Source organism: Magnetospirillum fulvum MGU-K5 (genome assembly GCF_000442515.1).
Lineage (GTDB): Bacteria > Pseudomonadota > Alphaproteobacteria > Rhodospirillales > Magnetospirillaceae > Phaeospirillum > Phaeospirillum fulvum_B.
Window position 1 is genome coordinate 28,680 of sequence record NZ_AQPH01000002.1, and the last position, 12,151, is coordinate 40,830.

Genomic DNA, 12,151 nt, shown 5'->3' on the forward strand with positions numbered 1-12,151 from the left:
GAAGGCAGGCGGCATGACACCGCCGAAAGAACGACCCGACGCTCAGAATGCCCCGGTCGCTGACGGCATCAACGGCACGCCGCAGACCGGGCAGGTCGCGGCGGCAAGCAGAGCCTGACGCTGGGCCGGGTCGCTGATCCCTTTTTCGGTCAGCATCCGGTCCATGTCGCGCAAAAAGCCCTCATGCTCGGCGATGCGTTTACAGGCGGTGTCGGTGCTGTCGTCGGAGCATTCGACCAGCTTCAGCGCCGCCGCCTCGCGTCCGCCGACGACGACCCCCAGCCCGGCCAGGCCGGTGACCCGGAGAAAATGACGGCGATCCATGACCGGAGACTCCCTTACCCCAACGTATGATTTGAAGTGTAGCGATGGCGGACGGGCCTTTGTCAAGCCTCGCCGCCCGCCCCCGAGACGGGACTTGCGGGGATCGCAGAATTGATATGTTATAACAGTCGCAATTGAGCCGGACCCCCCATGCCCTCCCCGAACACACTGCCTCCCTCGCTGCTGGCTTGGAGCGCCCTCGCCCGTTTGGCCGCGGCTGTCGCCTGTCTGGTGCCGCTGTGGGCGGCGGTCGGCTGGGCGCTGGGCTGGTGGGGGGCGGGTCCATGATCCTGCGCCTCGACGATGTGACCCTGGGCTATGATCGCCATCCGGCGGTTCATCACCTCAGCGGCACCTTCGCGCCCGGTCGGCTAACCGCTGTGATCGGCCCCAACGGTGCAGGCAAAAGCACCCTGCTGAAGGGGATCAAGGGGCTGGTGCCCCTGCTGGGCGGACACATCGCGCTTTCCGCCGCCGAGCGCGCCCGCATTGCCTATCTGCCGCAACAGGCCGAGTTGGAACCCGGTTTTCCGATCTCGGTTCTTGATGTCGTTCTGCTCGGCCACTGGCGGCGGACCGGGGCTTTTGGCGGGATCGCTCCCGAGGCTCGGGCGGCGGCGGCGGCGGCGCTGGCGGCAGTGGGATTGCCCGGTTTCGAGCGGCGGGCGATCGGATCGCCCAGCCTGGGACAGCGGCAACGGGTATTGTTCGCCCGCCTGATGCTGGAGGACGGCCCGGTGATCCTGCTCGACGAGCCATTCGCCGCGATTGATGCCCGCACCTGCGACGATCTGATGACGGTGGTTCAGCACTGGGGCGACGAGGGCCGAACCGTGATCGCGGTGCTGCACGATCTCGATCTGGTGCGGCGCGCTTTTCCCTTTACCCTGATGCTGGCGCGGGAAGCGGTGGCGTGGGGACCGACCGAAACCGTTCTGGTGCCGGACAATCTCGAACGGCTGCGCCACAGCAGCGCGGCGTGGGACGAGTCCCCGGTCCTGTGCCCACGGGGACGCTCCGATGCTGTATGACCTGCTGTTCGCCCCCTTTGCCGATTTCTCCTTCATGCGCCGGGCCCTGGTCGCCTGTCTGGCCCTGGCGCTCGGCTGCGCTCCGGTCGGGATGTTCCTGCTGTTGCGGCGAATGAGCCTGTTGGGCGACGCACTCAGCCATTCCGTCCTGCCCGGCGCGGCAGTCGGCTTTCTGCTCGGCGGGCTGTCGCTGCCCGCGATGGGGCTGGGCGGCTTCGTCGCCGGATTGACGGTGGCGCTGCTGTCGGGACTGGTCACCCGCTTCACCGCATTGCGCGAAGATGCCAATTTCGCCGCGTTCTATCTGATCTCGCTGGCGTCGGGAGTGATGATCGTCTCGGCCCACGGCAGCAATGTCGATCTGATGCATGTGCTGTTCGGCTCGGTGCTGGCGGTTGACGATCTGTCGCTGCTGCTGGTGGCGTCGATCGCCTCGGTCACTCTGCTCGGCTTTGCCCTGCTCTACCGCCCGCTGGTCGCCGAATGTTTCGACCCCGGCTTCCTGCGCGCGGCAGGCGGCGGCGGGGCCTGGGTCCACCTCGCCTTTCTGGTGCTGGTGGTGCTGAACCTCGTCGCCGGATTCCAGGCGCTGGGAACCCTGATGGCGGTGGGCATGATGATGCTGCCCGCCGCCGCCGCGCGAATGTGGGCCCGGGGCCTGTGGAGCTTGGTCGCGGTCGCGGCCCTGATCGCCTTTGCCTCCGGCTATGCCGGGCTGGTGCTGTCGTTCCACTTCGAACTGCCCTCCGGCCCCGCGATCGTGCTGGTTGCCGGAGGGGTTTATCTGCTGTCGCTGCTGTTCGGCCGGGTCGGCGGAGTCCTGACCCGCCTGATCCGGCCCGCACATTTCGAAGCCTGACGCGGGAGCCCTAATACCAAGCTGCACGGATCGAAACCGATCCGTGCAAGCCCTCATTCGCCGGGCGCGGCCCATCCGGGCCGCTTGGCTCCGCGCCACGAGGCGCGCGGCCCCTTGGGCCCAATACCGCCCGGCCGATGACGTGACCCGTTGGGTCCCTTTATGCCGAGACGGTCGGGCTCAAGTATTACCCGGCCCGCAGAGCCTTTTCCTCGGCCACGGCAAGCGCCTCGGCCAGGACGGTGAGCTTTTCCACCACCGCGCCCGAGGCTTCATCCATCTTTTCGATCTCGGCCAGGGCGTCATCGAAGCGGCCTTCGGCGGCCAACGCCAGGGCGGCCCGAGCGGCGGCATGAACCTGGGTATGAGGCTCGACCACCGCCGCATAAGCGGGGGAATTGCGAACCTCCTGATCGGTCACCGCGTCGTACCACTTGCCCAAACGGCATTGGTGATGATCGGCGATCGCGTCGGCCCGCAATTGGGTCCGCCCCAACACCCCATCAAGCACCGACCGTTTAAACGCCATGTGATCTTTCTTGGCGATTTCGACCAGCATCGATCCCGAGCCGGTGCCAACATAGGAATCAACCTGAGAATCGAGATGGCGGCTCATCCGCCCCATCGATTCAAGCACCTGAGCCAGCCGTTCATCGTTGGTGCGGGCCAGAGTGACGATATTAGCGGTGCCACCGGCGAGATGGGTCGCGGTGCGCGACTGCCCATCCAAAACGTCGGAGATCGCCATCATGCTGGTGCGGACCGCCTCGACCTCGGACGCAATCGATTGCAGCCGCTCGCCCAGAGCATCGACCAGGGCGCGGCCCTGATCGACCGCCTGGGTGCTGTCGTCGATCGCGGTAACGATGGTCGACATCTCGGTCTGCAACGATTCGATCCGTGCCCGGATATCGACGGTGGCCTTGGCGGTCTGGTTGGCGAGGTGCTTGACCTCGTTGGCAACGACGGCAAAGCCCTTGCCCGCATCGCCCGCCCGCGCTGCCTCGATGGTGGCATTCAGCGCCAGCAGATTGGTCTGACCGGCCACCGCCTCGATCGCGGTGACGATCTGGCCGATCTGATTGGAGGCATCGACCAGTCCCTCGACCTTAGCCCCGGCCCCGCCGACGGCAGCAACGATCCGGCCGAACGCAGACGCCGCCTCGCGGCTGGCCCCCAAACCACCGCTGGCCGCCTCGCCCGCGCTGCCCGCGCCCTGGGCCGCCCCGGCGCTGTCGGTCGAGATCGCCGAGATCGCATCGCGCATCTGATCGATCGAGCGGGCCATCCGGTCGACTTCGCGAGTCGACAGGTCGATTTCGTGCTTCATCCGCGCCAGCGTCATCATCGCTTCGTTGCCCAGACCGGCGGCCTGAACCAGCGAGCGCAGCACGGTGCGCTGGCTGGTGAAACGTTCGATTTCGGCCTGCCGCAGAGCGACGGCGCGGTCATTCTCCAGATCGACGAGTTTGCGACGATTCTCGGCGATCTCGCCCAGAACCTCGGCCACCGGACCGAATTCGTCGCCGCGATCGGGCGACAGCAACAGGCCGCTGCCGCTGGTGTGAACAACGTCGATGTCGTGGCGCAAGGCGGCAAAGCCCGAGGAAACGCTGCGGATAATCGCGATGCCAAAGCCGCCGAACACCAGCAACACCCCCACCAGCATCAGTCCACGCTGAAGCAAGGCGTTCCGGAACTCGGCCTCGATATCGTCGACATAGGCGCCCGAGCCGACCATCCAGCCCCACGGCGCAAAGCCCTTCAGATAGGAAATCTTGGCGTAATTTTCGGTGGTGGCACCGCCGCCCGGCTTCGGCTTGGGCCATTCATAGCCGACATAGCCCTGACCACCGCGTTCGACCACCCGGACAAAGGCGGCGAACAGATTGACATGATCCAAAGCCTCGCGGACGCCGCCCACGCCGTCGGGGCGCATCCAGGTCGCCTTGTCGAACTTCGCCCCCTGAAGAGTGGTGCCGTCGAGCGCTGGCGAAACCGGGTGCATCACCATCCGGGGCAACGGCTTGCCCATGTCGTTGATCCACAGATATTCGGTGCCGTCATAGCGCATCGTTTTCAACACGCCGATCACGGCGGCCTTGGCCTCGGCCTCGGTCATGCGGCCATTCTTGGCCTCGGCGGCGTAATGGGTCAGTACGCCGGTCGCGGTCTCGACCACCCGGCGCAAGCTGGTTTCGCGCGCGTCGATCATGTCGGAGCGGGTTTTCACCGTGTCGGCGACGAAAACCACCGCCAGCCCACAGAGCGGCAGAAAGACCAGCAACCAAAGACGAGCGGTGATCCGCATGCGGGTGAAAAGGTGTGACAGCCCCATCGGATCCGCCCTCGCAGGTCGTTTCAAGATTCGGGATATACTAATTGCTAGTAAAAAATGGCACAAGAACGCGGACAGGTCATAGCCGCGCACCTCCCCCCGATAAACCACCTGCGCGAACCCGCTTGGCAAAGACTTCTTGGAAAGGCATTGTCAGCACCGTAAAACGGGGGTAACGCCCGTAGCACCAAGGGATGAGGTTTACATGAAGATCGCCATACCGAAAGAGCGGCGCGCTGGCGAAGCGCGGGTCGCAGCGTCTCCCGACACCGTAAAGAAGTTCAAGGGGATGGGATTCGACGTGGTGGTGGAGACCGGCGCAGGTGCCGGGGCCTCGATCCTTGACGAGCATTTCCGCGAGGCCGGAGCCACCATCGCCGCCGATGCCGCCGCCGCCTTGGCCGGGGCCGACATCGTGCTGAAGGTCCAGCGCCCCGAAGATGCCGAAATCGCCCTGATCCCCGAAGGCGCCGTGCTGATCGCCGGTCTGGCCGCGCTGGCCAACCGCGATCTGGTCAAGGCCCTGGCCGCGCGCAAGATCACCGCCTTCGCGATGGAATTGCTGCCGCGCATCACCCGCGCCCAAAGCATGGACATCCTGTCGTCCCAGGCCAGCCTGGCCGGTTACAAGGCGGTGCTGGACGCCACCGAACATTTCGGCCGCGCCATCCCGATGATGATGACCGCCGCCGGAACCATCGCCCCCGCCCGCTTCCTGATCCTGGGGGCCGGTGTCGCCGGACTTCAGGCCATCGCCACCGCCAAGCGGCTGGGCGGCGTGGTCTATGCCTTCGACGTCCGCCCCGCGGTTAAGGAACAGGTCGAGAGCCTGGGCGGCAAGTTCGTCGAAGTCGATCCCGACGCGGGCAAGGACGCCGAGACCAAGGGCGGCTATGCCAAGGAAATGGACGACGATTACAAAAAGAAGCAGGCGGCGAAGATCGCCGAGGTGCTGAAGAAGACCGACATCGCGATTTCCACCGCCCTGATCCCGGGCAAGCCCGCTCCGGTGCTGATCACCGAAGAGATGGTCAAGGACATGCGCGAAGGCTCGGTGATCGTCGATATGGCGGTCGAGGCGGGCGGCAATTGCCCGTTGTCCGAGTTCGATAAGGTGGTGGTGAAGCACGGCGTCACCCTGGTCGGCCACGGCAACATCCCGGCCCGGATCGCGGTTGACGCCTCGGCGCTGTTCGCCCGCAACCTGCTGAACTTCCTGACCCCGCTGGTCGATAAAGACAGCCACAGTCTGAAATTCAACTGGGACGACGAGATTCTGAAGGGTACCTGCGTGACCCGTGACGGAAACGTCGTTCATCCCGCGTTGGCCGGCTAAGGAGGCAAGCAGCCATGGATACCGCAGAAATCGTCCGTGCCGCCGCCAAGCTCGCCCAGGACTCCCAGGCCCTGTCGCTGAAGGCCAACGAAGTGCTGGCCCAGTCGGCGCATCTTCAGGCCTTGAGCGAGCACGGCATCGGCTTTGTCTCGCTGTTGACCGTCTTCGTACTGGCCTGTTTCGTCGGCTATTACGTGGTCTGGCGGGTCACCCCGGCGCTGCACTCGCCGCTGATGGCGGTGACCAATGCCGTGTCGTCGGTGATCATCGTCGGCGCGCTGGTCGCCACCGCGACCGACACGCCCGCGTCGCGCCTGTTGGGCTTCCTCGCCGTGATCCTGGCCTCCGTCAATATCTTCGGCGGCTTCCTGGTCACGCAACGCATGCTCGGCATGTTCAAGAAGAAGCAGAAATAGGGAGGACGCGATCGTGGCAAGCAATCTTACTCAATTCGCCTATCTCGTCGCCGCAGTCTGCTTCATCATGGCGCTGCGCGGGCTGTCCAGCCCCGAAACGTCGCAGAACGGCAATCGGTGGGGCATGGCCGGTATGGCCATCGCCATCATCACCACCATCATTACCCCCGATTTCGCCTGGGTTCTGGTGCCGCTCGGCATCCTGATCGGCGGCGGCATCGGCACCATCGTCGCCAAGAAGATCGAGATGACCGCCCTGCCCCAGCTGGTGGCGGCGTTCCACTCCCTGGTCGGTCTGGCGGCGGTGTTTGTCGCGGCGGCGGCCCTGGCGGCCCCGGCCTCGTTCTCGATCCTGTCCGCCGATGGCGGAATCAAGGCCGCCTCGCTGATCGAGATGAGCCTCGGCACCGCGATCGGCGCGATCACCTTCACCGGCTCGCTGGTCGCCTTCGCCAAGCTTCAGGGTCTGGTCAGCGGTCGGCCGCTGGTGTTCAAGGGCCAGCATCCGCTGAATGCCGGTCTGGGCATCCTGCTGCTGGCGCTGGTGGTGCTGTTCGCCTTCTCGGGCGGCTCGGTCACCCTGTTCGTCGCGATCGTCGTGGTGGCGCTGGCGCTCGGCTTCCTGCTGATCCTGCCGATCGGTGGCGCCGATATGCCGGTGGTCGTCTCGATGCTGAATTCCTATTCGGGATGGGCGGCGGCCGGTATCGGCTTCACGCTGGCCAACCCGCTGCTGATCGTCACCGGCGCCTTGGTCGGCTCCAGCGGCGCGATCCTCTCCTACATCATGTGCAAGGGGATGAATCGTTCGATCATCAACGTCATTCTGGGCGGCTTCGGCGGCGAGGTGGCGGGTGACGGCGCGGCGGCGGCGGGCGGCGGTGCCGACCGCGCGGTCAAGGCCGGATCGGCCGACGATGCCGCCTTCATCATGAAGAATGCATCGAAGGTCATCATTGTTCCCGGCTATGGCATGGCGGTCGCCCAGGCCCAGCACGCCTTGCGCGAAATGGCCGACATGCTGAAGAAGGAAGGCGTCGACGTCCGCTACGCCATCCATCCGGTGGCGGGCCGTATGCCCGGCCATATGAACGTTCTGCTCGCCGAAGCCAACGTCCCCTATGACGAAGTGTTCGAGCTGGAAGAGATCAACCACGAATTCGGCACCGCTGATGTCGCCTTCGTGATCGGCGCCAACGACGTCACCAATCCGGCGGCGAAGTCCGACCCGAAAAGCCCGATCTTCGGGATGCCGATCCTCGACGTCGAGAAGGCCAAGACGGTTCTGTTCATCAAGCGCTCGATGGCGTCGGGCTATGCCGGGGTCGAGAACGATCTGTTCTTCCGCCCCAACACGATGATGCTGTTCGGCGATGCCAAGAAGGTCACCGAGCAGATCGTCAAGGCGCTGGACTGATCCCTTCGCCACAAACGGCTGCTGTTCCGCCTGAAAGGCCCGCGTCCTCCGACGCGGGCCTTTTTGCGTTCCCGTCAGAAAAGGATCGTCATCGCCACAATCGGTTGAGTCCTGTATCTTGAAGAAACAGAGGGGAACACCGACTTTCAATCAAGGGAATCCGCGCTGTTGCAACGACGGCGCCAGGGGAGGAGAGTGCGGGATGAAACGCTATATCTGTTCCGTCTGCGGTTTTGTTTACGACCCGGCGCTTGGTCTGCCCGACGAAGACATCCCCCCCGGCACCCCGTTTGAGTCCTTGCCCGATGACTGGATCTGCCCCGAATGCGGGGTGACCAAGGCCGACTTCTCCGAATTGGAGGATTAGAGCGATGAGCCCGGCCTCCCCACCGGACGGCGTGGTGATCGTCGGCAGCGGGTTGGGGGGCTATACCCTCGCCCGCGAGCTGCGGCGGCGCGACGGCACGGTTCCGATCACCGTCATCAGCGGCGATGGCGGCGAATCCTACAGCAAGCCGATGCTGTCGGCCGCCTTTGCCCAGGGCAAAAGCCCGGCCGATCTGGTCCAGAAAAGCGCCGCGCAGATCGCGTCCGACCTGTCGATCCGGGTGATGACCCGTCATCAGGTCGAAGCGATCCATCGCGACCGTCGCCGCCTCACCCTGCGCCGTCCCGACGGCACCGGGGGCGAAATCGGCTATGAGCGACTGGTGCTGGCGATCGGAGCCGATCCCCGTCCCTATCGGGTCGAGGGCAGCGCCACCGCCGGTCTGTTCACCGTCAACGATCTGGACGATTACGCCGTCTGGCGCGAGGCGCTGGCCCCCGCCAGCCGGGTGTTACTGATCGGGGCCGGGCTGATCGGCTGCGAGTTCGCCAACGACCTCTTGACCGGCGGGCATGGCGTAACCCTGGTCGATCCCGCCCCCTGGCCGCTGGGCCGCCTGCTGCCCCCCGAATTGGGCATGGCGATGAGCGCGGCGCTCGGCGGGGCCGGAGCCACCCTTCACCTCGGCCGCTCGGTCACCGCCTTCGCCCCCGGTCTGGCGACGCTCGACGACGGCAGCCAGATTCAGTTCGACCGGGCCCTGACCGCGATCGGGCTGATCCCGCGCACCGCGTTGGCGGCAACCGCCGGACTGGCGGTGGCGCGGGGGATCGTCGTCGATCGTCTGCTGCGCACCTCGGACCCGGCGATCTTTGCCCTGGGCGATTGCGCCGAGACCGAGGCCGGTCCCCTGCCCTACATCGCCCCGCTGCTGGCCCAGGCCAAGGCACTCGCCGCAACCCTGGCCGGGACCGAAACACCGCTGGTGCTGCCCGCCTTGCCGGTGGTGGTCAAGACTCCAGTCCTCCCCACCACGGTCTGTCCTCCGATACCGGGGGCCGAGGGGCATTGGCGGATCGAGGGCGAGGGCCAGGATCTGAAAGCCCTGTTTGTCGCCCCCGACGGCAGCCCGCTCGGTTTCGCCCTGTGCGGCAAGCGGGCGAGCGAAGCCCGCACCCTGGCCGCCCAGATGCCGCCCCTGCTGGGCTGACCAAAACGGTACGGGGCGACCCACCAGGAATGGGCGGTCGCCCCAAACCGCCCCTACAATCGATGGGGGGAGGGCGTCGACCCGTTTTGACCAGGGCATTGAAAACAAAGAACAACCCTGCGGGCTTTGTGAAATTTTGACGCAGCGGGATTTTTTTGTCTTTTCCTGGGACAAAAACAGCGTATATAGCGGCTTCAGGTGAGACGTACAGCGCACGTGCCTCTGACCAACGTTATGGTCAGGCAACGACGTCAAAGGCGTCTTCTGGGTGCAAGCGGGCTAAACCCCCGTGTGCTTGGAGGAAATCTTATGATCGCGATTGCCCGGCACGCTTTGGCGTCGTCCGTGACCACTATTCCCAAATCACAGGAATTCAAGCCTCGGCAGGCCTGGGCTCTGCTCTGGGTTGATGTCCGAAGTACGTCCAAACGGGACTGACGGCACCCCTTTTTCCGTGCCGTCAAACCGTCGTCTCCGACTCTGCCTGCCCGGCAGAGGACGGGGTTTCGTCGCCATCTGTCCTGTTCAAGGACCCGATGGGTCCGTTTGGAGCTTTGCCATGACCGCCAAGATCGCTCGCTTCCTCGAAGAAGTCCGCCCCGTCACCCCCTGCGTCGTGGTTGATCTCGATGTCGTGCGAGACAATTATCTGGGGCTGCGCCGCTGGCTTCCGCTCGCGGACGTCTATTATGCCGTCAAGGCCAACCCGGCTCCCGAGATCGTGCGGATGCTGGCCTCGCTGGGATCGAATTTCGATGTCGCCTCGCGCGGCGAGATTGATCTGTGCCTGTCGAGCGGCGTTTCCGCCGACAACATCTCATTCGGCAACACCATCAAGAAGCAGCGCGACATCGCCTACGCCTACGAAAAGGGCGTCCGCCTCTATGCCTTCGATTGCGAGGCCGAGTTGGAGAAGCTGGCCGAATCCGCTCCCGGCGCGCGGGTGTTCTGCCGCATCCTGATGACCTGCGACGGGGCGGAATGGCCGCTGTCGCGTAAGTTCGGTTGCGAAATCGACATGGCCCGCGACCTGCTGATCCGCGCCCGCGACCTGGGCCTTGACCCCTATGGCGTGTCGTTCCATGTCGGCAGCCAGCAGACCGACCTCAAGCAGTGGGACATCGCGGTCGGCAAGGCGGCGATGCTGTTCACCGCGCTGGATTCCGCCGGAATCGACCTGCGGATGGTCAATCTCGGCGGCGGCTTCCCCGCCCGCTATCGCAGCGACATCCCGGCGGTCGAGCGGTATGCCGACGCTGTGATGAGCGCGATGACCAACCATTTCGGCAACAACATCCCGGCGATGATCATCGAGCCGGGCCGCTCGCTGGTCGGCGATGCCGGCATCCTGGAAACCGAGGTCGTGCTGATCAGCCGCAAGGGCTATGACGACGACACCCGCTGGGTCTATCTCGACGTCGGCAAGTTCGGCGGTCTGGCCGAAACGATGGATGAGGCGATCAAGTACCGCATCCAGACCAGCCACGACGGCGACGATACCGCCCCGGTGGTGCTGGCCGGTCCGACCTGCGACTCGGCCGACATTTTGTACGAAAAGACCAATTACGAAATGCCGGTCAGCCTCAAGGTCGGCGACAAGGTCCGCATTCTTTCGACCGGGGCCTACACCACTTCGTACTCGGCGGTGAATTTCAACGGGTTCGACCCGCTGAAGGCTTACTTCATCTAAAGCATCGCGCGTCAGACATGACGCACGATGCGCTTGCGGCCATTGAGGCCGCGGCCAAGCCACCGGAGGTGGCGCCCGGCGAGGGGGATATATGAATCGCCTAAATCGTGATGCAACGTAAAAGCATCACGATTTAAAGGCCTCAGACGGCGAGGAGCGCCGCCGCGACGCGGCGCTCCTCCGTCAGCAGAACGTTGAAGGTGCGGCAGGCCGCGCCGGTATCCATCGTTTCCACCCGAACCCCGGCGGCGGCAAGATCCGCCCGCAGCGTCGGCGGCAACGGCCGCAGCGACAGGCCGCATCCGACCAGCAACAATTCGGGAATGGGCGCCGCGTCGGTCACCGCGCTCAGACAGCCCAGCCCCAACGCCGTCATGTCGGGACAGGCCCAGGCCAAAGTCTTTTCGGGAAAGACCAGAACCGATCCCTGCCAGCGTTGCCCGGCGATCATAAAGCCGCCATCGCCATAGGCCTGGATCAGTTGGCGTCCCGGAGCAAGACGGGGATTGAGATCCATATCCTTATCCTTTCCGCGTGAACGCCCCATTCAATACGAAGGGGTGTCCCGTTGCTCGCCAATCCGGTTTATCCTGTCTCCATCCCGTCACGTCGTCCCGGTCTCGCCCAAGAGCGTGGAAGGGGCGGAGCCGGGTTTGTCTCATCAGAGATCGCGCCAAGCGATGCTGCCACGAGAGGACACCATTATGGATGATATTCCGGATCGGGCCGATATCAAGGTAACTCCGCCGGTTATCTTTTCCCTTTATCTCGCCGCTGGGTTCCTGTTCGCGTGGGCGTCGTCGCTCCACATTCTGCCCGGTGTGCTGGCGCGCGGGCTGGGGCTGTCGCTGCTGCTCGCGGCGGCCGTCGTCGCCACCACCGCGATCCTGGCGATGAACCGCCGCGGCACCCCGATTCATCCCCATCACGGCACCACCGCCCTGGTCGGCGAAGGGCCGTACCGCTTCACCCGCAACCCGCTGTATCTGTCGCTGGTGGCGATCTATTTCGGGCTGGCGCTGCTGCTGAATTCGTTCTGGATGGTGCTGTTCGGCATCGCGCTCGCCGTCACCCTGCAAAAGCACGTGATCCTGGCCGAGGAACGCTATCTCGAAGACAAGTTCGGCGAGGCCTATTTGGCCTACAAGGCCAAGGTCAACCGCTGGCTGTAATCCCGGCGAACCGGCGACAGGACGACCAGG

Annotated in this window: 13 protein-coding genes; 10 read left to right on the top strand and 3 right to left on the bottom strand. The window is 64.9% G+C overall.

The features are described 5' to 3' along the window. Positions 1-42: 42 nt before the first annotated feature. Complete coding sequence (locus tag K678_RS00800) at positions 43-324, bottom strand: hypothetical protein (RefSeq protein ID WP_021130549.1); 282 nt, start codon at positions 322-324, stop codon at positions 43-45. A gap of 150 nt (positions 325-474) precedes the next feature. On the opposite strand from K678_RS00800, the gene K678_RS18460 reads away from it, so the two are divergent. From K678_RS18460 to K678_RS00810, 3 genes are read left to right on the top strand one after another with little or no spacing between them, the layout of a single operon-like run. Further along, a complete protein-coding gene (locus K678_RS18460) occupies positions 475-612 on the top strand; it encodes a hypothetical protein (RefSeq protein WP_155804398.1) in 138 nt (45 codons plus the stop codon). Beyond that, the gene (locus K678_RS00805; protein ID WP_021130550.1) at positions 609-1,355 is read left to right on the top strand and encodes a metal ABC transporter ATP-binding protein; all 747 of its coding nucleotides are present in this window, start codon (positions 609-611) and stop codon (positions 1,353-1,355) included. Before K678_RS18460 ends, K678_RS00805 begins: the two co-directional genes overlap by 4 nt. Beyond that, positions 1,345-2,214, top strand: coding sequence for a metal ABC transporter permease (locus K678_RS00810; protein WP_021130551.1), 870 nt, complete (start codon positions 1,345-1,347; stop codon positions 2,212-2,214). The genes K678_RS00805 and K678_RS00810 overlap by 11 nt, the downstream gene beginning before the upstream one ends. A gap of 187 nt (positions 2,215-2,401) precedes the next feature. On the opposite strand, the gene K678_RS00815 is transcribed toward K678_RS00810, so the two are convergent. Further along, the gene (locus K678_RS00815) at positions 2,402-4,552 is read right to left on the bottom strand and encodes a methyl-accepting chemotaxis protein (protein ID WP_021130552.1); all 2,151 of its coding nucleotides are present in this window, start codon (positions 4,550-4,552) and stop codon (positions 2,402-2,404) included. A gap of 205 nt (positions 4,553-4,757) precedes the next feature. Between K678_RS00815 and K678_RS00820 the strand changes: the two genes are divergently transcribed. The 6 genes from K678_RS00820 (at position 4,758) to K678_RS00845 (ending at position 10,949) form a co-directional block, all read left to right on the top strand. Continuing rightward, positions 4,758-5,888, top strand: a complete 1,131-nt coding sequence (locus K678_RS00820) for a Re/Si-specific NAD(P)(+) transhydrogenase subunit alpha (protein ID WP_021130553.1) — start codon at positions 4,758-4,760, stop codon at positions 5,886-5,888. Between the two features lie 14 nt (positions 5,889-5,902). Then, positions 5,903-6,304, top strand: coding sequence for a proton-translocating transhydrogenase family protein (locus K678_RS00825; protein ID WP_021130554.1), 402 nt, complete (start codon positions 5,903-5,905; stop codon positions 6,302-6,304). Between the two features lie 67 nt (positions 6,305-6,371). Further along, positions 6,372-7,721, top strand: coding sequence for an NAD(P)(+) transhydrogenase (Re/Si-specific) subunit beta (locus tag K678_RS00830; protein WP_051185804.1), 1,350 nt, complete (start codon positions 6,372-6,374; stop codon positions 7,719-7,721). A 202-nt stretch (positions 7,722-7,923) separates the two neighbouring features. Next, on the top strand, positions 7,924-8,088 hold the full coding sequence (gene rd, locus K678_RS00835; protein WP_021130556.1) for a rubredoxin: 165 nt from the start codon (positions 7,924-7,926) through the stop codon (positions 8,086-8,088). Positions 8,089-8,092: 4 nt separating this feature from the next. Further along, positions 8,093-9,259: an FAD-dependent oxidoreductase gene (locus tag K678_RS00840; protein WP_021130557.1), complete on the top strand. Its 1,167-nt coding sequence runs from the start codon at positions 8,093-8,095 to the stop codon at positions 9,257-9,259. 559 nt (positions 9,260-9,818) lie between these two features. Then, positions 9,819-10,949: a type III PLP-dependent enzyme gene (locus K678_RS00845; RefSeq protein WP_021130558.1), complete on the top strand. Its 1,131-nt coding sequence runs from the start codon at positions 9,819-9,821 to the stop codon at positions 10,947-10,949. 142 nt (positions 10,950-11,091) lie between these two features. Here the strand turns inward: K678_RS00845 and K678_RS00850 are convergent, their stop codons facing one another. After that, positions 11,092-11,466: an Mth938-like domain-containing protein gene (locus K678_RS00850; RefSeq protein WP_021130559.1), complete on the bottom strand. Its 375-nt coding sequence runs from the start codon at positions 11,464-11,466 to the stop codon at positions 11,092-11,094. 187 nt (positions 11,467-11,653) lie between these two features. Here K678_RS00850 and K678_RS00855 point away from each other — a divergent pair, with 187 nt between their 5' ends. Beyond that, entirely contained in the window at positions 11,654-12,121 is a 468-nt protein-coding gene (locus tag K678_RS00855) for a methyltransferase family protein (RefSeq protein ID WP_021130560.1), read from the top strand. Positions 12,122-12,151: the final 30 nt, after the last annotated feature.